Source organism: 'Nostoc azollae' 0708 (genome assembly GCF_000196515.1).
GTDB classification, from domain to species: Bacteria; Cyanobacteriota; Cyanobacteriia; order Cyanobacteriales; family Nostocaceae; genus Trichormus_B; species Trichormus_B azollae.
Genome location: NC_014248.1, coordinates 4846041 through 4866366, shown reverse-complemented (window position 1 = coordinate 4866366; position 20326 = coordinate 4846041). Strand labels below are relative to the sequence as shown.

16 protein-coding genes and 10 pseudogenes are annotated in these 20326 nt (G+C 37.2%); 12 read left to right on the top strand and 14 right to left on the bottom strand.

All coding sequences use genetic code 11. The annotated features are described in order from the left end of the window. Nucleotides 1-379: 379 nt before the first annotated feature. The 8 genes and pseudogenes from AAZO_RS44290 to AAZO_RS22665 form a co-directional block, all read right to left on the bottom strand. Nucleotides 380-736: a helix-turn-helix domain-containing protein gene (locus AAZO_RS44290; protein WP_013192954.1), complete on the bottom strand. Its 357-nt coding sequence runs from the start codon at nt 734-736 to the stop codon at nt 380-382. A 268-nt stretch (nt 737-1004) separates the two neighbouring features. Next, a pseudogene (locus tag AAZO_RS44285) lies at nt 1005-1358 on the bottom strand (Uma2 family endonuclease); the annotation flags it as partial. A 292-nt stretch (nt 1359-1650) separates the two neighbouring features. Beyond that, nucleotides 1651-2118, bottom strand: a pseudogene (locus AAZO_RS32980) (alpha/beta fold hydrolase); the annotation flags it as partial. A 21-nt stretch (nt 2119-2139) separates the two neighbouring features. Next, the gene (locus AAZO_RS22685; protein ID WP_013192953.1) at nt 2140-2964 is read right to left on the bottom strand and encodes an SDR family oxidoreductase; all 825 of its coding nucleotides are present in this window, start codon (nt 2962-2964) and stop codon (nt 2140-2142) included. A 402-nt stretch (nt 2965-3366) separates the two neighbouring features. Continuing rightward, nucleotides 3367-4035, bottom strand: a complete 669-nt coding sequence (locus AAZO_RS22680; RefSeq protein WP_013192952.1) for a pentapeptide repeat-containing protein — start codon at nt 4033-4035, stop codon at nt 3367-3369. A gap of 420 nt (nt 4036-4455) precedes the next feature. Continuing rightward, nucleotides 4456-5787 (bottom strand): annotated as a pseudogene (locus AAZO_RS22675) (transposase). A 168-nt stretch (nt 5788-5955) separates the two neighbouring features. Continuing rightward, nucleotides 5956-6447 (bottom strand): hypothetical protein, encoded by a 492-nt coding sequence (locus AAZO_RS22670; protein WP_013192951.1) that lies wholly within the window; start codon nt 6445-6447, stop codon nt 5956-5958. A gap of 210 nt (nt 6448-6657) precedes the next feature. After that, nucleotides 6658-6990: a hypothetical protein gene (locus AAZO_RS22665; RefSeq protein WP_013192950.1), complete on the bottom strand. Its 333-nt coding sequence runs from the start codon at nt 6988-6990 to the stop codon at nt 6658-6660. Between the two features lie 753 nt (nt 6991-7743). On the opposite strand from AAZO_RS22665, the gene AAZO_RS40030 reads away from it, so the two are divergent. The 7 genes and pseudogenes from AAZO_RS40030 to AAZO_RS22640 all read left to right on the top strand — a co-directional run bounded on the left by AAZO_RS40030 (nt 7744) and on the right by AAZO_RS22640 (nt 13243). Next, the gene (locus AAZO_RS40030) at nt 7744-8049 is read left to right on the top strand and encodes a transposase (RefSeq protein WP_338027253.1); all 306 of its coding nucleotides are present in this window, start codon (nt 7744-7746) and stop codon (nt 8047-8049) included. Between the two features lie 27 nt (nt 8050-8076). After that, nucleotides 8077-8394, top strand: a complete 318-nt coding sequence (locus AAZO_RS40025) for an RNA-guided endonuclease InsQ/TnpB family protein (RefSeq protein WP_144031365.1) — start codon at nt 8077-8079, stop codon at nt 8392-8394. Between the two features lie 148 nt (nt 8395-8542). After that, nucleotides 8543-8836: pseudogene (locus AAZO_RS22655) on the top strand (ABC transporter ATP-binding protein); the annotation flags it as partial. Next, nucleotides 8799-8975 (top strand): annotated as a pseudogene (locus AAZO_RS40020) (ABC transporter permease); the annotation flags it as partial. The pseudogenes AAZO_RS22655 and AAZO_RS40020, both read left to right, overlap by 38 nt. A 133-nt stretch (nt 8976-9108) precedes the next feature. Continuing rightward, nucleotides 9109-9453, top strand: a pseudogene (locus AAZO_RS22650) (MarR family winged helix-turn-helix transcriptional regulator). After that, complete coding sequence (locus AAZO_RS22645) at nt 9419-10684, top strand: MFS transporter (RefSeq protein ID WP_013192948.1); 1266 nt, start codon at nt 9419-9421, stop codon at nt 10682-10684. Before AAZO_RS22650 ends, AAZO_RS22645 begins: the two are co-directional and overlap by 35 nt. Before the next feature lie 228 nt (nt 10685-10912). Then, a complete protein-coding gene (locus tag AAZO_RS22640; RefSeq protein ID WP_228371378.1) occupies nt 10913-13243 on the top strand; it encodes a hypothetical protein in 2331 nt (776 codons plus the stop codon). 147 nt (nt 13244-13390) lie between these two features. On the opposite strand, the gene AAZO_RS44280 is transcribed toward AAZO_RS22640, so the two are convergent. Both AAZO_RS44280 and AAZO_RS22635 read right to left on the bottom strand, forming a co-directional pair. After that, a complete protein-coding gene (locus AAZO_RS44280) occupies nt 13391-13633 on the bottom strand; it encodes a hypothetical protein (RefSeq protein ID WP_013192946.1) in 243 nt (80 codons plus the stop codon). A gap of 114 nt (nt 13634-13747) precedes the next feature. Beyond that, nucleotides 13748-15125: pseudogene (locus AAZO_RS22635) on the bottom strand (IS1634 family transposase). A 323-nt stretch (nt 15126-15448) separates the two neighbouring features. Between AAZO_RS22635 and AAZO_RS40015 the strand changes: the two are divergent. The 4 genes and pseudogenes from AAZO_RS40015 to AAZO_RS40005 form a co-directional block, all read left to right on the top strand. Then, nucleotides 15449-15640 carry a hypothetical protein gene (locus tag AAZO_RS40015; protein WP_228371377.1) on the top strand — a complete coding sequence of 64 codons (192 nt, stop codon included), beginning with the start codon at nt 15449-15451 and terminating at the stop codon, nt 15638-15640. Nucleotides 15641-15861: 221 nt separating this feature from the next. Continuing rightward, nucleotides 15862-16152: a tryptophan-rich sensory protein gene (locus tag AAZO_RS40010; RefSeq protein ID WP_266886833.1), complete on the top strand. Its 291-nt coding sequence runs from the start codon at nt 15862-15864 to the stop codon at nt 16150-16152. A gap of 393 nt (nt 16153-16545) precedes the next feature. Then, entirely contained in the window at nt 16546-16671 is a 126-nt protein-coding gene (locus tag AAZO_RS41820) for a hypothetical protein (protein ID WP_266886830.1), read from the top strand. Nucleotides 16672-16872: 201 nt separating this feature from the next. After that, nucleotides 16873-17109, top strand: a pseudogene (locus tag AAZO_RS40005) (ISAzo13-like element transposase-related protein); the annotation flags it as partial. 10 nt (nt 17110-17119) lie between these two features. Here the strand turns inward: AAZO_RS40005 and AAZO_RS32020 are convergent. Next, nucleotides 17120-18400, bottom strand: a pseudogene (locus tag AAZO_RS32020) (IS701 family transposase). Nucleotides 18401-18484: 84 nt separating this feature from the next. Between AAZO_RS32020 and AAZO_RS44275 the strand changes: the two are divergent. Continuing rightward, nucleotides 18485-18643: pseudogene (locus tag AAZO_RS44275) on the top strand (ISAzo13 family transposase); the annotation flags it as partial. Nucleotides 18644-19684: 1041 nt separating this feature from the next. Here the strand turns inward: AAZO_RS44275 and AAZO_RS44270 are convergent. The 3 genes from AAZO_RS44270 to AAZO_RS44265 form a co-directional block, all read right to left on the bottom strand. Next, nucleotides 19685-19777 (bottom strand): DUF6887 family protein, encoded by a 93-nt coding sequence (locus AAZO_RS44270; protein ID WP_420807079.1) that lies wholly within the window; start codon nt 19775-19777, stop codon nt 19685-19687. Between the two features lie 102 nt (nt 19778-19879). Next, nucleotides 19880-20056 (bottom strand): DUF6887 family protein, encoded by a 177-nt coding sequence (locus tag AAZO_RS22615; RefSeq protein ID WP_338026970.1) that lies wholly within the window; start codon nt 20054-20056, stop codon nt 19880-19882. Beyond that, nucleotides 20053-20178 (bottom strand): DUF6888 family protein, encoded by a 126-nt coding sequence (locus AAZO_RS44265; RefSeq protein WP_420807078.1) that lies wholly within the window; start codon nt 20176-20178, stop codon nt 20053-20055. The genes AAZO_RS22615 and AAZO_RS44265 overlap by 4 nt, the downstream gene beginning before the upstream one ends. Nucleotides 20179-20326: the final 148 nt, after the last annotated feature.

The window sequence follows — 20326 nt, the reverse complement described above, 5'->3', positions numbered from 1 at the left end:
TGCTTTGATAACATAACACAAACAAATATTTTGACGTGGAGTAGTTTAGAATTTATTAATTACATTTTCACTACGTCCTGTTAAATATTGAAGACAGGAGAGACGTCCGAAAATTTAGAAAGGAGTATGTGTCTGGCTTTCCACAGTGTTAAGATTAGGAAAGAGCCAAGGAAAGAATCAGGGTTGGGAATAGGTACGGATAGTTCCTATCCATGAAGATGTTGATGACAAATTCATAACTGACCTCATATTCATAACATTTATGAAATGGGCAAAACTAATGAACCAATTCCTAATGTGACTAAACCACAAATAGTAAGAATTACTTGTGAGTAAATTCAGGAATTCAGGGGAAATCTTTTTTGAGGTACCCGGAATATTACAAGTCTAATGACCTGTTCAACAAAAATACCCTTGGTGGAAAACTCTTTGTTTCCTGCCTTTTGTTCTGAGTCGCCATGGCATAATCACTATCATGTTTTTCTACCTGTTTAAGGAGACTAGGAGGGAAAATATTTCGTAATATCTCTAGCCAGTCATGAAATGTGTCCTTTGCTTCCGTTTTCCATATACCGAAATACAAACCTAAAACCTCAAATATTGGCATTTTCCTCCAATAGAACAAGGATAGACATACCTGTTGTTCTATCTCTAGTTTCCCTTTCCTCCCTTCTCCTTTCTGATTTATACCTATCTTTTTACTTTCTATGTCACCTTGAAGTTTTTTATGCTGCATTTCACCTTGGGCTAACAAGTCTTGAAACTGATGGTTAGTTATTCCCTGTATTTGTTTTGTACAATGTGGATATTCTTGAATATAGTTAATTTAGTGGATTTTTCCTTTTGGTACACCCTCAAAATTCCCTTTTACCATTTTTCTGACACCAAGTTAATTTTCCTGAGAGGTCTAGGTATTAGTATCTAACAAATAGATCATTCGTCAATATCCCAAACTCTTTGATCACAATCAAATAAATTTTCTCTTACTAAAACTTCATCTTCCCATTTTCCACACCAGCAGAAAGCACTTCAATTAGTAATTCTGGCGCACCTGTTAAATGTCCATCATCATCTAACAAAGTTGCTAAACTTTCATTACTTGCCCAAACTACATCAGGAATAACATTATCAGCATCAGTAAAAATAATACCGGGAGCAGTAGCAGCTTCTCCTCAACCAGGTTCTCTAGACTAAGGTGTGAGTTCTGTACAAATATTGTTAGAGGCTTTTTGATGTTTCCAATGCGGTGCTATTATCACAAATAATTCTCCATTAATTATTTCATAACGGTTGCTATTATCTGGCAACCGTTCAAGGTCGGAACTTGTCCAGCCTACTCCTTCATATATCTGGGTCATACGGACTCCTGTAATGGTGATAAATAATTATATTCTAGAATTTGTAGCAATCTTGTTGTTATAGGAAGTGGAAAAATTGTAGATATTAGAAATCGCTTTTTCAGGGGCAGGTAAAATAGCTACCCTACAAATTAAATTTCTAAGCGCAGAGAGCTAAAATTTGCTCAAGAATTTGACGATTAACATATCTGTTTTCTCCCAATGCTGTCATCCTCCTGCTTTTCTAAATTCTTGATTACTGCGGGAATGGTTTCTAGTCCAACACTATAGTCAAATAAACGAGTGCGGACACCGAATTTTTAGTAGTTACATTCCAAGTGGTTAGTCCAGAAGTTAGTATGATTCCAGTAATTAAATTTGGTGCTAATTTAACTCATTGAATAACCACTGGTGATAAAGCACCTTGCGCTACTAAAATTGAAGGTTTTTTAACTACTGTTTGTAAAAAGTATTGTAACTGTTCTGCCCAATAAATTGGATGATAAGCTTTCCGGGGTGTATCACTTTCACCACATCTCAATAAATCGGGATTGTAAATCATACTTCTATGATTGGGATTATACCATTCGCGGCAAAATCGCTGCTAAAATTAACGTGACAATCCTACCCCAATGGGATGGATTAAGAGTAAAGGAATTCCTTCCGGATCAGAATTTATCGGTTGATGTACTTCATAAGCACAGGGATAATTTTGCCAAGTATAAAATTGGGTGGGTGATGCTGTTAAAATAGAGGAATTATCTAAAATCGGTGATCGCATAAGCCTAAATTTCCATGGCTGCTAAAAAATGATGTGGGGATGGATAAACTCGTATCCTGCGTCTTTTAGCTTTTGATTAGACACCCACGTATTATAGGGGCGGTTACTCTTGTTTGTTACATCCCAAATCACATTAGGTAAATTATTTTTTGTCAGTACATTATCAATTAATTCTCGACTGGTGAGATGGGAATCATCAACTAGGTTATAAATCCCTTGTAAGCGGTGATAGCGAGCAAATTCTATAACTCCAACAATATCTTCTAAATGCACCCAATTTGAGATATCCTCCCCTTTACCAGGACAGGTTGTACCAGCTATTCGTCCAAATATTTTTACCAATTCTCTACCGGGTCCATAAATTCCCCCTAATCGCAAAATACAAACTCTGAGGGTTTCATTTTCTGCTGAGAGCAATACATCTTCTGTTTTTCGGAGAATCTGAGCATTTAGATTAGGTGGTGCAGTTGGTGTTTCTTCATCGACCCATACACCATTTCTATCTCCATACACTGAATAGCTCCCTGTGTAGATTAATTGCTGAGTATTTGGCAAAGTACGCAATAATGAGACTAGATTTTTGGCAGTTTGTAGATAAGTTTCTTCATAAGTAGTTGCTGCTTTTGCTCCTACACTTAAGAGGATAACATCTTGATTTTGTAATACTGATTTTAGTGATTCTAAATCATTCCCTTCGGTAACTATCACTTTTTGAGCTACTGTTCTTAACCCTGGGACACGCTCAGGAGTAGTTGTGGTTGCAGTGATGATAAAGTTTTTATTTTGCTGCCAATATTGAGAAACTGCATAACCGACATAACCACAACCAATTATTGCTATATTCATGATTTTCTCAACAAAAAAATTAAATTACTTATGAGATTCTATTGGCAAAATATTGATATCATCAGAGTCTATAACTAATGACTGTTGCTACTTTATCCTGTATTATTTACATAATACCCAGTAAAAAATTTATCATAACAAATGGATGGCGTAAAAGAATTTTTAGTCTATGTCTTAGAATCCAAAATCCCCAATCTAAAATTGTTGGACTGAGGCTTGCGAATGTCTAAAATCCAAAATGCTATGATCCCGTTCAAGTAGCTTTCTACAAAATATCGTAGGGCATTTAGTTACAGAAGATACGATTTTTACAGAGATTATTCTCTCAGGAATATTACTAAGTTTCCCATATTGTAGGTACTCTTGACAGCGTTTTTTATTTTTTATTCACTCTGGTTAGGTTCAGCGATGAATTGCGCCATCAGGCATAATAGCTCCAGCTAAGTTAGCTCCAATCAGTTTGACTAGCAAACGATCGCCTGAGCGAATTCTAGCACCTGTCAAGTCAGCACCCCTTAAGTCAGCACCACTGAGATCCGCACCAATCAAATTAGCCGAGCGTAAATTTGCTTCTCTCAAGTCTGCTAACAGCAGGTTAGCTCTAAACAAATTGGCTTCCGATAAATCCGCACCTCTAAGATTAACTTTGTGCATAAAAGTATCACTGAGATTAGACCCGCTTAAATTGGCATAACTCAGGTTTCTACCTGATAAGTCTCTATTACTTAAATTAGCTCGACTAAAATCTTTACCACTCAAGTCTGGATTCTGATTTGGTTGTTGATAGTTTGTTTGTGGTGGTTGGTTGTAGCTGGAAGATGGTTTTTTTTGTTGAGTTGGTTTAGAATTATTTGCAGTTTGAGATTTATCCCTTAAGGAACGTAATTTATCACGAGCTTCATTAAAGGCTTTGAGCTTGTCTTGAGCTTTCTGTTGCAAGCGCTGATTGTCTTTAGGGAGTCTATCAGGATGCCAAACAAACACTAAATCTTTGTAAGCCTGGTTTACCTCTTCTAGTGTCGCTCCAGGCTCTAATTCCAAGACTCTGTAATACCGCTCCAGTTCGCTCATAGAATGTTGGGGAAAATCAAATAATCATTAAATTAATTATGAGTGAAAAGCCATCGGTCATCCTCTAACAGGATTTTCGATTGACCCCAAGGATAAATCTGGGAGATTAAGTCTCCTGTGAGCTACTATCCCCCTAGTATACTAATATACTGGCTTGATGTATAATATTAAAATTCAATGTGATCGCTCAAATAATAAATCTTCAATCAATCTAATTTTATTGCCGCCCAAGCTTTGCTCCAAGTTTACATGGGTATCTCAACAGCGATCTCACAGACCAAAAACTAAACTGCATCTGGTTCTATTCTGACATTAAAAATTTTCAGTAAGCATTCAGCTATTAGCCATCAGCAGTCAGCATTTTGAGGCTAACACCAAAAATATCTATTTGATAACAATACCTTCGCCAAATTACGAGGATTAAACGGCTGTAGAAGCATTATGAATACGACCAAGAGAGGTAAGCTTGGCAAAAATCTGGGCTAATAAAATAGGGTCTGGCGGTTGCGGAAGCATTTTTAACATTTCACGAACATATTGAAAACCACGACAGTAAGCCTTCAGATTAACAATGTCTGCACCAGAATTATCTTGACGAAACTAAGCTAGAAGATAATGGGACAAATTGACTATGAAAAAAGAAAGATTAGCAGGATTACTCACCGCAGTTTGACCCAGATTCATAAAATCTTCCAATCCCCAAAACTCCTTGGCATCCCGAAAATTAAATTCGATTTGGAAACGAAGTTCGTAGTAGTCGATTATTTTCTCATATGATAAATAATGGTCACTAGAAAACAGAATTATGTGACTGCGAGCATTAGTTTTCAGATTTGTTTTCACCAAAATAACTACATTCAGGGATTGGGCAAATTCTTTGTGGCATAAGGTGGCTTGCTAAGTATCGGTTTGGATATCCTCTTCAATACTAGTGTGACGCAAATATGCCCCAGGAATATTACGCCAGTCCAACTTCTCTCCGTATTTACGACGCGAACGATGATGAGGATCAGCATTGTGATTAAGTTATATATAACGCTGAATCGTGGCGTAAGTTTGAAATTATGTGCAAGTTTACCTGCCGAGCCATCTGCAAAGCATTATTATTTCCAAAGTGACCGTCTAAAACTAAGTATGTGAGGGGAATAAAGTTAGCTATTAACTGAAATAGCTCTTTAATTATCTTCTCTATTCTGAGTAATTCTGATGTGAAAATCACTTCTGTTTGATTTTGATTTTTACTTCCTTTTGGTCGTCCTCTTCCCCGTTTATCTTGAGGTTTTTTCCTGGGCTTGGTGAGCCACTACTGTTTTCTAAATCGCTCTTGATTATCTGTTCTATCTGAATTGGAAATGACTGTCTTTTTTCCACACTTACTAATGAGAATGTAAAGAAACATAGTCCTGATACTGGTTTGCTTAATAGACTAGATTAGAATCTATCTAACCCATATGTTTTTTTACCTGCTTTAGTGATTACTACCTCGTCTCCTGCCAGCAAATAAACATCATTTGGGCAAAACAAATGCCGAGGAAAAAATACCCAAAACACTGTTGCCCAAGGTATGACTGTGTGAAAGAATCTCCTCACTGTCCGATAACTACCTCCCATGGCTGCCCAACGGGAGATTACCAACATCGTTACTCGTCCGTTCATGGCTCACATGGCCACCATGATCCTGCTCAACTGCCGCATCGTCGTCACTTTTATCTCTGGTAGCAGGCATTGCAATAGTGTTAGTATGTCGAACATGGGCTGTGTGTGGCTTTCGAGTTGTTGTTTTGGAAGACTATAACTCTACTACATCAGCCCTCTCTCTTCATACTCTTTCTTTTGGCTAAGGTATTGTGATAATTAACCAATTTCTCAAACATTCTAACTCCTGACTCCTGAATTCTTACAATTTTCAAATTCAAAAAATCACCTGATTATACCATCTCTCCAGCGATTAATTGCTCGCAAATATGCCCCAATTGGTATCTGATAAACTTCAATAAGAATCCAAATGATAATTGATAAATGTAACAAAAAAGTGAGTACTGTCCAGATATATGGTATACTCGAAAAGGGGAAATTTCTATCTGGAGGAAAATAATAAGCTCCTATAGCAATCAAAGTAGTAGGCAAGATTACAAAAGCAATTGCAGCCACAACATAACCACAGCCTAATTCCACACCTTCTAATTGGGCTTGATTCCACTTGTAGCCATTCCACCACCAAACCAGAGGTGGTTGTCGAGAAGGCATTTCAATTTGCTGTAATTCCAAATTGACAGTAAAAATCTCTTGGCAAAAGTCACAAGACATCGCTTCCATTAACGGCATTTGGGAAACTTTACCGAGCCGGCAAACAGGACATGGGTAATCTCCTTGATAATTTAAAGATGATGAGAAAATTTGGGCATTGGACATAATCAAATTACTACTTATAACCAAATTAATATTAGACATGTTCATGAAAGCTAAACAGCTTACTGTGAAGGAATTACAGGAGATTTTATTGACATAAAACAGCTATCGTTGCTGAACGTAAAAATGAGGGTTTGGGTATGAAAAGTTCAAAATCATCAAAAATTTTGAGAAACATAGCTTTCTAAAAAGGTAAATGTCAAATCTGATAATTCAAATATTATGGCTTAGTATAAATGAAGCATTTATATGTAACCTAACTAATCCACATACCGTCTCTATCACCTGACTATAACGATGTCGAGCTAGGCGAAATCTGTCACTGCATAAATACACCCCTTCTTTTGGTCTCATTGGTGTCATTTCTGTTTTACATCCTCCTCCAGAAGCAATTAACCTAACTTTTCTTTTTTCATTTTCTGCTTGTTTTTCTCTATGCCTTTCTTCTACTAATCCTACTAATGTGATAAAGTCTTCATGTTTGATTCCAATCAATCGCTTTGATTCTTCTGGGTATGATTCTATTCTTTTTAGGGGACTTGTCATTATTGATACTCATATCTTTATCTAATCTGTTTGTTTTCTAATACAATTTATTTTAAAAATAGGTCTATTAGTCTAATATTAATAATAGATTAACTAAAAAGAATTAAGTGTCATATTTCTCACAATTTAAGTGCAGGGCTTGGAGGAATAATAACATATAAGCGCATAAAAAAGTATCTGCTTCTGCTCCTAACTCCTCCCTCGCCTGAAGGGCTGTGATTAATTTTTCCATGTTAGGGGTTATAAAGTTCCCTAAACCATGTTATCATCATCTTAGCTCGAAAAGTAATTAGTATGATTGTTTTTGAGTTCAAAGCCAAAGGCAAGCGCAATTAATATCAGAAAATTGATGAACCAATACGGATCACTCAGTTCATCCGTAATAAATGCTTACGGTTTTGGATGGATAATTCATATGTAAAACCTTAGGACTTAAATAAATACACTACTGTTTTGGCTAACGAGTTTGATTTTGCTGACAAATTAAACTCAATGGCAAGACAAGCAGCAGCATAAAGAACAACTTTTGCGATTAAAGGATTTTTTGATAATTGCAAAGCTAAAATTCCTGGTAAAAAAGGATATCCTCAGTTTCAGAAAAATAACCGTTCTGTTGAATATAAAACTAGCGGTTGAAAATTATCAGATAACCAGAAACACATTACTTTTACAGAGAAATGTGTTTCTGGTCAAATAGAATTAATTGGAACTTGGGATTTAAATTTTTACCAAATGGATTTAAATTTTTAGCAAATTAAGCAAAGTAAGAGAATCAGATTAGTCAAGCGTTCTGACGTTTATTACGTTCAATGTTGTGTAGATGCAGAACGAAACATTGAGATTGAGCCAACGGGTAAAACCATAGGTTTAGAAGTTGGTTTAAACAGCTTTTACAGCGATTTTCACCGGAATGAAGTTGACAATCCCAGATTTTTACGAAAATCAGAAAAAGCTTTAAAACGACTACAAAAAAGAGTTAGTCATAAAAAGAAAGGTTCTAATAATCGTAAGAAAGCTATTAACCGTCTTGCTAGAAAATACTTGAAAGTTTCACGCTAGCGTAAATACTTTGCTGTAAAGACAGCATTGTGTGTAGTCAAATCTAACGATTTGGTGGCGTTTGAGAAACGGCAAGTGAAGAACATGGTGAAAAATAGCAAATTAGCTAAGTCAATTAGTGATGTTAGCTGGTCATTATTTACTCAATGGTTAGAATATTTAGGCAAAATATATGGGCGTGTGACTGTACCAGTTGCACTGCAATATACTAGCCAAGATTGTTCTAGCTGTGGGGAAACTGTAAAAAAATCATTGACAGTTAGAACTCATATTTGTCAGTGTGGGTGCATACTTGACCCTGACCACAACGCAGCAATTCATATTTTGTCAAAAGCATTAAAATAAACTAGCTATGACTTAAGTACGGTGGGGCGCACCGGAACTTTCAACCCTTGTGGAGAGATGACCCTTTACCTAGATTTGGTAACAAGTTTGGCCAAGGTTGCTCGTTGAAGCAAGAATCCTCGCGTCTTTAGACTGGGGAGCATCAATTCTGGATGAGCCGACAGTGGGATTAGATCCGGTTGCGCGCTCGCAAGTATGGCAGCTAATGGAACAGTTGCGAATTGAGTACAGTACAACTATCTTTTTAACCACTCACTTTTTAGAAAAAGCAGATAGTCTTTGTAACCGAGTTGTGATTATGAATCAGGGTAGAGAGATTATCACTGGTTCACCGACAGAGTTAAAAGCAGCCATAGGGAAACCAGACGCCACTTTAGACGATGTATTGATCCACTACGCAGGAAATCAAGCTGATTTCCCACTTAAATCCTTTGACCTATAAAGTCGATGCTTTACCGGGTGGAATGCTGGGAAATGGCTCAAGTATTTATGGATTCGGGTTAGACTGTATAATTCACTTGGTAACATTAATAGGTTTAACCTTCATCTGTGGACGACTTTATCCACGGGTGGCAATGTAATCTCGAGAAAAACAGTCTTATGATTTTGGATAAAGTCTCTGAAGAATGTGCCGCAAGGGTTATGGAAACGGTTCCATTATTGATGCGGTTTATCCGAGCCGAAATGCGGACTTATAGTTCTGACTGTTGATCTATACCAAAGTTGCGAGGGCTCGCTTTTCTCAATCGCAATCCTGGTGCTTCTTTATCTGAGGTAGCAGATCATCTTGGCATTACCTGTGCTACAACTTCAACAACTATAGAAAGATTAGTCCAACGCAATCTGGTGAAACGTACTGATAATCCTTAAGAACGACGACGAGTAGTTCTCAATTTGACGCGAGAGGGAAAACTGCTATTAGAACAATCCCAGGAACAAACTCGTGCGGAGATTGCGGAAATTTTAGAAGGTTTGACACCAGAGTAAGTATCACATATTGAATCAGGCTTGACTCTACTAAAAAATGTCTTCGAGCAAACAGAAATCAACTCACCATAACAGCAAGGCTGCACAACACGATCCTTTAGCAGCCATGAGATTTCGAGATTATCGGCTATTTACCATTGGGCGTGTACTCCTCTTCACCGGGGGACAAATGCAGACCGTGGCGCTGGGTTGGGAGCTTTATGAGCGGACAAATTCAGCGATAGTATTAGGTGGAATAGGACTGGCGCAAGTTCTACCAATGATTGCACTAACTTTGATTACAGGACATATTGCTGATAAGAGCGATCGCAAACGCATTACTTTATTCTCAATTTTGCTGCTAACTCTTTGCTCAATAGCTTTAGCAGTTATTTCCTTTAATGAAGGTGCAATTTTTCTAGTTTATGGTTGCTTATTATTAACAGGTGTAGCCAGAGCATTTCTCAAACCTGCCGGTGATGCACTGATGTGGCAGTTAATACCCACGAGTGCTTTTACCAATGCAGCAACTTGGAATAGCAGTAGCTTTCAATTAGCATCAGTAATTGGGCCAGCTTTGGGAGGATTCAGCGTTGTTCTTTTCGGAAATGCGACAGGGGTATATATATTAGCCACATTGGCAGCACTATCATGTTTTTTCCTCACAGCCGCAATTAAACCACAAAAAACTAACTTTGCCAAAGAACCAACATCTTTAAAAACTCTAGCTGCTGGTGCCGAATTTGTTTGGAATAATCAACTAATTCTTGCAGCCATCACCCTCGATTTATTTGCAGTCTTGTTAGGTGGTGCAGTTGCATTATTACCCATCTTTGCCAAAGATATTTTGCAAGTTGGTCCGGTAGAATTAGGCTATTTACAAGCAGCCCCATCCATAGGTGCATTGATTATGGCAGCATTGTTGGTATATTTGCCACCTATCCACAAAGCCGGCCCTGCCTTACTTTGGTCAGTTGTCGGGTTTGGGATTGTGACAATTATTTTTGGGTTATCCCGTTGGGTCTGGCTATCGTTGTTGATGTTGGCATTAAGTGGGGCGTTAGACAGCATTAGCGTGGTGATTCGTCATACTTTGGTGCAAATTCGCACTCCTGACCATTTGCGGGGTCGAGTTGCAGCTATAAATAGTGTATTTATCAGTGCTTCCAATGAATTGGGAGGTTTTGAATCTGGTTTGACTGCGGCTTTATTTGGGCCTGTTTTGTCTGTCGTTGGTGGAGGTGTGGGGACGATTTTAGTAGTGGTAGCAACAGCCATGATTTGGCCGGAAATTCGCAAATTAGGAGCTTTGCATGAGGATTAATCATCTGAATCAGGATTTTAGAGGAGTTAAGCCCAAAGGGTGTAAGGGTATAGGGTAATACAGTTCAGATAAGCCTTTACATACTTCGGTTTTTTTGTGCCTTCCTACTTATACTTAATATTGCTGCAATTACATATTGCTGAGTTAAACTGACAAGCAAGTTAATACAAAAAATTCATCGGCTGCTCTTCGGTTTGGGCATTACTCACAATGGCACACTGGCAATTTATGATACAGAAAAAAGGCGATCACGCTTGGGAAACTTTGGAATCGCCAACTCTGCAAATTTTAGCAGGTAAGTACAGAGTTTTGGCTCGCTCACACCTACCAAATACAGATGTAGAAGTGCGGGTAACTCACTCCTCAATCCAGGAAGTTCCACCCAAAGGGCGAATTTTTAAGCGTTTGCGCCGCACTAATGCAGATGGACTTATGGCGGTAATTCCCTTTACTGAACTCAAACCTGGCATTTGGGAGTTACGATGCTCTGGCGACTTAATGACGGATATGCTGGGTAAATCCTGGCAATATAGCCTGCTCATTAAAGTCTTTCCCCAAGAGACTACTGAGCAGCCATATCTGGGTAATAATGATCAATTTGACAAAGAACTGGATGAATCTACCATTACTTTGCCTCCTCACCTTGATATCAATGCTTTATTAACACAAACAGAAGAAGATATAATTATTAATCAGCCTGTCAGCCCAGTTTTATTCAAAGGCCAGACAGCAGAACAGCTTTTACAAAGCTTGATAGATTTAGCTTTACCCAACCCAGAATCACCAGAGGAAGATCCCACATTTGAGCATTTTCAGCCTGTATCCTCACCTTCACTAATTCAGCTATATCTAGAACAGGACAACTACATCGCTCCTTGGGGAAAAACTTTTACATTAAATGGCCGTGCAGAACTAGCAGCAACGGAAAACCCAAAAGATCAAACAATATCTATAATTAACCTTGATCAACTGCAACTATTCATTGAACTGCGCTCGCCCTTAGAATCAAAAGTATTAACTCAATTCAGTCAGCCTTTACCAAATAAAATCCTGCCCTTTACCTTCGCTACCTCCATTAATATTCCCACTGAGTGTGAATCGAAATTGATTTTGGCAGATATTAATTTATATGGTGCTGTTAACAACGAAAAGGAAGTTAGATGTTTAGGTACTTATGCTGTCACAATTACAGCCAGTGTCACCGAATTACTAACAGTTACTTTACCAAAATCTCATCCAGCATTCTTATCTGAAAGCAACCAACTACCAATTTCTACCACTACAGCACAACCAGAAAGACCAAACAAAGTTAGTTTAGAACTTTTCAATCTAGTCAAAACTCCCAAATTAGCTCAATTCCATATTTTAAAGCCATCTACAAACAAACCTCTACCACCACGAATTAAACCAGTAATTGTCTTAAATGGCGTTTCGCCAAAACTGCCGAAATTGCCACGAATTAACAAAAATATAATTGCAGAATCCCTCATATCTGAAGTAAATATCAAGACACCTGGTACAATCGCCCCCATAAATCTGGAAAAATTAGTAATCAAACCAATTAAAACTGGTTTTCCTTATTTAAAACGGTTAAAATTGACTCCAGGACTGGAACAAGAAGCACAAAACCATCTGCTCAATACCCCAGAAACTCAGTTATATGAAACAGCAAATGCACTGGAATTATTACCCAGTTATAAAACTGAAGATCAATTTCGTGGGGAATTAATCACAAATACTATTCCTGAACTTTATACTCTAAATACTGAAGAATTAATCACAACAGAAATACCAGCAACAGCAGTAACATCTCCTCTTATTCAAAAATGGATGCAAAACCAAGGATACATTTTACCTGAAGGTATCACTTTGGAATATAAAGAGGATGATAGTAAAGAATCAACTTCAACTATCAGTGTAGAAGACCAGAGTGTTGAGATTGAGTTACCTTTAAATATAGATACAAATTTAGATGTAAATTTAAATAGGGAAATAGAACCTGAGGCAAATAATTTAGAACTTCTTGATTTAGACACCAATGAACCAACTCCAGAACCTGAAAACATACCCTCTTGGTTGTCTCAAGAAATCGTGATTGACGATATAATATATATTAGCCTGAGCAATGAGGAGAACAATCAGCTTTCTGAAGAACAGCAACCAGAACCAGAAAATTTATCTCCTCCTCTGCTTAATTCCTTACCAACACCCCAACTATTTCTACCCAGTGGTGAATTATTAGCTGGTACATCTATCAAAGTACGTTTAGAAATGTCCGAGATAGCCTCCAGTGTGGCTATCAAGTTATGGGTTGAAGATTATCAAACTCGTGCTTTACTAGATGGACCTCATCTGATCAAAGACTTGCGGACGACTCCGTGGGGAAGTTGGGAAGCGATAACTCAATTAATTGTACCTTTAGGCTGTGTAGAAATTCTTGTGGGTGCGATCGCTCTCGATTTAACTAACCAACAGGAAAGTCATAAAGTGACAACAGTCAAAACTATAATTCCTCCCAACTTAGCAAGTATGCAAATAGATGAACTATTGGATCTTTGACTTATGAACTACCTCCCCTTAATTCGTTGAGGACGATAGATTTTGTAGGCAAAAGGCAAGAGGGAAGAGGTTTTGAGTAATTTTACTTTTCCTTACATACTACTCTCCGAGAAGCCGCTACGCGTCTACGGTTTTTTTTCCGCCTTTCTACTTAGACACATACATTGCTATTAAACCCACATTCGGCACCCTAAACTGCCACAGAGAGAAATTACGGAGAGAAAAAATCCAAGGGAGCATAAAAAGAAACATATGCAGTGAAAAAAGGCATTGGAGAAACAGTAAAGCACCAAAAATAGCATCAAAAGCTATCCTCAATAAGGAGCAATAAGAAAGAACACCGCCCAGAGGAGTCAACAGATAAATGAAGATATTCAAGAGATAAATCATAACTTAGACTAATAAATCGAAGTAAAAAAGAAATTATGGACATAGTAAAATAGAGCTATAAATCAAAGACATTAGGTTATTTTCTGATATTAATTAAATTAATAGAGAGAAAAATTAGGTAACTAATTGAGAGTAGGGAAAACAATGATATGGTAAAAGATTCACAATGAAATCTCTCTCTTGAGTCCAGTTAGAGATGTGTTTTTATTGGTTAAGTGTAACTACATGAATAGACTGAAAGCATGGAAAAATCCAGCGTAAAGTGGGGCTGTCAGTTGGTTTGCCCAATTAATTTTTTACTGTTGATTTAGACTCTTTCAAAGGGGTTCTAATTTGTCGTTGCCCTAAAGTATAAACCAGCAGATATAAACCCATAATCATTCCCAGGGACTCTATTCTCTCTGGACTTTTTAGGAAAATACTGTCTGCACAAAATAAATTGTTTTAATAGTTTAGATAACTCCTTGATAGCATCAGCTTCACAAGCAAATTTTTCTGGTGATAAATTCTTGAAATCTTGCACAGCTTTTGATTGTGCCTTGGTAATTCTTTGTGAGAGTTTACCCAGGTCTGATTCTCTTCTTTCTTGACTTTGCACTACTAACCATCTTTGTTCTATTCCTGGATAATTTACTGTTTTTGAAGCTAGTTTATATCTGGGTAAGTTAGTATCAACAGATTCTGGTTCTGGTAATGTTGATATTAATGATAGTGCTGATTCTACGCTTAATGCCACTGGACATAACCAGCTTAAATCTGACATCATTTTCAGATTTGATTCTGTATATAAGGTCCAGTCTGCCACTATGAGACTGTCAACTTTTAGTTAACCTTTAATTGTTTTTGGTACTCTACTGCTATTTTACCAAAGCATGATGAATCTGCTTGGTTTCCCGATGCTAGTTTTAAAAATATATATTGGTATGTCTCCATCTCCTGAACACATCATTTCTATGATGAACTGTTTTAACTCCGGTCTATGGTCACCAGAATAACCGTAGGTGATGGTTATCTCTTTTGCTGATTTTACTGCTAATTCTTCTATTTCTTGATTATTTCCTACTTTTTGACTCTCAAATATTACTTCTGGTAAGCTGGTATTATATTGCCCATGTACGTCCATTTATGATGAGTCTAGATGGCCTGCTCATAGGGATACTCCAAATTTTTGGGCTGCTTTTAAGGCGACAAGAAAAAATATTCTATCCAATCCTTTTATAAATAGTTTATCCATGACTCTCCCCAGTTTATCGTCCTTGAGATATTCTGGTTTTACTCCTGGTCCTATTAGATGGTCACAGGCTATTGTTTCAAAATATTGGGGAAACATATATAAGGGTTTTTATACAAATCCTAACCCGTTGATTATCATGGGTTTTACTACATGACCCGGACTTACTTTCTCACCAATTTCAAGGATTATTTCTACTACTCCTATGGCGTCTATTATTCCTGCTACTATGCCTAAATGGTCTAGGTTTGGAATTTCCATTTTTTGAAGCTTTGATTTCACAACAGAATTATCCAAAACTCCTGTTATGATTAAATCATTTCTTCTCCTGTTCTAATTTAATTTTTAAATCATTAAATTTTCTTTTCTTCTATCTTCTTTACGAAACTTTATTCTCTCACTCTATAGCCATTTTAATCATACTATTCTCATTAAGCCTTTTCTTCCTTGCAGGAGCTTTAGTTCCTGTGTACTACTATCTGTGATAGTTAGGGTGTGGAAGGTGCGATTAAACGTATTTTTGCTAAGAATGATGAATCAACCAAAATAAAATTGGAATACTTGAACAGTTTGTAAACACAGTGATGGGGGTAAAAACTGGTAATCAACTACAGTCTCTAAATACAGCAGTAGTTACCACACGACAGCTAGATATCAAGGCAGTTTTAGTTTATAAACTAGGGACCATCCTCCAAATAGGAGTGATGATTCTTGTGTTGCTGGGAATGGAAAAATTATTAATGTTTATTGATAACAATTATTCTGTTCCTAGTTAGTTTAGAACTTTAGTGACCGGATTATTTTTTGCTATATTAAGCATCCATTCACGAATTTTCTCTCTTTTAGAGAATACCCGTTCTCCTCTGACTTATGACCAGGTAATCAGACCAAGATTGTCTCCTCCACCTTTAGGATTTCCCATAGTTTGGATGATAATTGCCGTTTTACGGGAATTTCTTCGAAATTACTTTGGCAGGATGAGAATCACCAATTTTTAGTGTTGCTGTTAATTCTGTTTGTGGTACATCTGGCTTTAGGGGATACCTGGAATACGATTTTTACCGTAGAACGGAGATTAGGTGCGGCTGTTCCTGTTGTGATTTTGGGTCCTTGGTTATCTGCAATAGTGGTGACAGCAATTTATTGGCAAAGTGTTCCTTTAGCGGGAATGATTTTATCTTTTTCTTGTGTGTGGCTAACTGTAGCTTCTGTGTTAGGATTGAGAGTATGGCAATTAAATGGATCTGAGCCTTTGTATCCTTTAAAGCTTGCACCTGTGGAGAAGTAAAACTAAACATTATAACCAGCTATGCGATGCCTACGCCCGCAGCCGGCATCGCTCACTTCACCATCATTATTATCACTGATAATCACGCTCCATATCACCAGAGAAAGAGACAGGGACTTTATCATCGCTCAAACCCTAGATTATAGAGTATCAGCCATGCTTCGCGTTCACGCAGTGTCCCGAAGGGATACGTTCCATTTTGTTCCACTCAGAATGACAAATTATACCTTCACCCTCTTAGAGAGAGATCGCAGAGAACACCAAAAATATCTCAAGTCTAAACCCCTTTATCATACCACAGAAACAATTTTGCAAGAGGTCTAATTATATCAATAAACATGGATCTTGGTTTGATATTAATCCCATTTCACAACAACCACCAAAATTTAGGTTATGAATAATCAACACCAATCAAATAATTTAGATTTTGATAATCAGGGTAGTTCCCAAAGATTAAATAATATCCTCGACGATATCAAAGAACGCAACCAATTTAAAGGGCATCAGGATTGGTTCTAGAGTGCGAGTTTCAGCCCTGACGGCACAACCATCGATCTCTACCGCATCCGATGACAATACAGCGCGGTTTTGGCCTGTGCGGAATTTAGACCGATGACTTGTGGATAGTTGTGATTGGTTAGAGTAATCCAAGGAAAAAGTGATCCAAAAGTGATCCAAAACTAGGTATACTGAGAGGATAATTAGCGTGCAGTATGGTTTATGTCTCCAGAACCATTAATCCAACTAAGTGATAGTCTAAGGTCGTTAAGGCGGAATTCAAAATTGAAAATTCAATTCGCTCACAAATTTCAACTGACAATTCAACTGGCTTATTATCCTCCTTATCATAGTAAATATAATCCTGTTGAGCGTGCTTTTGGTTGGCTTGAGCAACATTGGTGTGGTAGCTTACTCGACACCGTTGATACCATATTACGATTCGCTTCTAGCGGAACTTAAACAAAAATCAAGCCCAAATGCAGCCCAAACTGGCTTGATAAGAAGGAAATACATCCGGATTCCAGTTGAACCAATCAATAAATAGAAAAGATATGGCTGTTCTCAACGCTTCTAAAGCTGCAGTAAAAGTATTCAAATGTTTCTTAGCCCACCTTGGTCTTAATCCTCCAGTCCACTGATGGCCAAGAATAAAAGTGTAGGCACAGAAAACCAAAATAAAATGGCGCAGTCAACTGCTGTTATCTCCAACTTGATATTCTTTGAGTCCTAACCATCCCTTGGCTTCCCTGTAAACAACTTCTACCCAATTTCTTTGAGAATATGTATCAACTATCCATTGGGGTGTGACAATTGATGAAGAAACATTGGTCATAAAGTAGTCAATATCAGTGGCTTGAGAGAAGGTAGAAGTGTTGATGAATATAGCAATATTGCCCTTTCCACTTAAGGCTGATATTTCTACTTCTTGAGTTACTACCCATAATGTTTTGGGTTTATCTAACTCCAGTTGAATGTCTGTAAAAGCCTCTTGGGGTAAACTTTGTGCTAATTCATCTAACCTAATTATTTGTGGACTATCCTCTTGTTCACTGGCAAGGACTTTGGGATTTTTAGCTAATCCTTCTCAATACTTTCAATTCGGATTCTCTATCTTTCAATAAGAAAGATGTATTGTGGCAATATCGAGCATCTATAATTACTATTCCTGGTTGATAACCACGGCTTAAGGTCAGATGTATTAATTTAATTCCTAACTCAGGTTTATTCTCAACTAGAGGGTCTTGTTTCCCTTTGGGTCAAGAATCACCGTGGTGATATAATTCTATATGTAATGGTAAGCTTTTACTGCTATCATATCATATAGATGTGTTGTTACTACTACTATTCCATTGTCCCTTTTCCCAATTTCTCCAATCAATATATAATATATTGTCTTCCTACTCCATCCCTAAAATTCCCGCTTTTTCTATGGTCATAATCATCAATTATTAAGCTAAATCCTCTGGTGATTCTCCTCTGACTACACTTGTTCATAATCTCTAACCGACGGTCATTGACTTGGGAACTGGACCAAGGTGCTTCAGTTAAAAAGTGGTGTAATCGGTGGTAGGTCACCCCTAGGGCATTCTCTGCCATTTGAAATAGGTTTTTTCTCTCACTTTCACCCAATCATCCCCCCAAATAATGTCTAAACTCTCTTTTTTCTGCGCTTGATGAGTAAATACATCATCAAATGACACCATCTTTCAAACCATGGTGCCATTGCTGCGGCAGTGGTTTCTTTCATCAGCTTCTTTTAAGGTGAAAGCTACACCGAATCCGCACCATACTCCTTTTTACTCTTAACTTTTGTTTAAGTCCCGTTAGTAAATCTTTCAAGGGCAAAAATCCTGTGGTTACTTTGGTTGAGGTAATTTATCATACAGGAGTTAAACTGACACAACAAGCAATGGCGGACATCGAAGAGCTGATTCACTGCTTACCAACTGTGAAAAAACGGTTTGTTAAAATTTTTTATCGAAGCCACTGACGTTTTGGATCATTTTTTAGTTGGAACACTCTAACTAACTGAGAGGGATACCTTCGGTCAGCTTTGCTATCGCACATCTTCCACTATAAACTAACGAAAACTGATCGCACCACTTTCACTATGAATGTATCTCCCAGTATAGGGATTGAGTTATTGCTTGACTAAGTAAAATGTTTGATTGTCTTTTATTTCAGGCTCAACACTTATACCTCCTCTTTTGTAAGATGCTGTTATTTAGAGCTTTCCCGACTTGTAATAGTATTTATCAATTTTAAAGAAAGTTGAAAATGATTATCTCTAATCTTTCCATCTACTTCATTATATTCACATACTACGTTAGATAGAGAATCAAGACATTCCTTTCTATATGACGATAAGCAAAGAACCGCAAGACTAATTCAACATCTTCCATTTTCCGATAAGATTCACTTTAAAGTGATTTTTCTTCTCCTTCAATTTCTAAAGGTATTTGCCACATTTGGACGAAATAGTCACTTTGAGAAACTCTTAGACATAATTGCTTAAACTTCCCATTATGTAAGGTATTTCTTCTTTCCTATGGAGTGAGTTTTCTTCCTCCACTATTTAATCTTTCAAAAACGATTTTTTTTAAATTCTCAGCTTCTTCTTGAGTTTTGGCTGTTTCCTGTAATGAAACAATAGATAGACGATATTTATCGTCTATCTATTCCTCTTCTAACTTCCTCAGGCAAGTTTTGATAGTTTCTTCCATCAAGCTCTCGCCAATATTATTTATAATCCCTCTAATTTAAAATCTCCTTTATAAAAATCATAAGTGGTATTGTAAACTCTGGGAAAATTCTTCCTTGTTGACGACGAAGCACAGGTTTTGTATTAGTCATGATTCACCCTACCTTATTTCTGTAAGTCGCCAATTATTCTTGAGTTTAAAACCAATTTTGACCATTAGTAAAACTCTAGGAAAATTATCTGATTTCTTCATTTCCATCTTTAATTATTGCCTGTTGAACTTCTTCTTCCCAATTTTCATCAGTGGGGTTAATAGTAATCATATATACTTCAGATTTTGAACGAGCTATCTATGTATGCGTGAAAAGCTTGAATATCTTCTCTGTGAGAGAGAACATAACGACGTAGCTCATTAAGAATCATTGTTTGATAATTAACTAAAGTCACTGTAAATTCCCAACTATTCTTTGTGTTCAAGTAAGGTTTTACCATTACTAAGACGCTGCAAAAACTCAGGATAATTCATCACAAATCATCAACAGATTCTGATGGGGGCATTTCTACCCAATTTGCCTCAGCATTCAATTTATTTACATAAATGTAGAATGTCTCTTGATCATCTCGATGAGATAAAGCATAAGCACGTAATTCTTTTGTAATCATACCTTGGAAGTTAGGCTGACTCATACCACATACCTTCATTTACCATTGGGATATATTTCTATCATATTCTCTTCACCCCCGAGGATAAACACATTACCTGTACGTTTATCAACTCGACCCAGGTTTATGGGTAAATATAGTTTAGTTAACCAACAACACAGAATAAATAACTGCGTTTTTTGCTCCGATCTAGGAATGACCTGTACTCCTCAATAGCACTCATGACGACCAATATATCACTCTTTCTATTCTTTGCGCCTTTGCTTATTAGCGTCCTTGCGCGAAACGAAAAAAACGGCAGAGAACCTA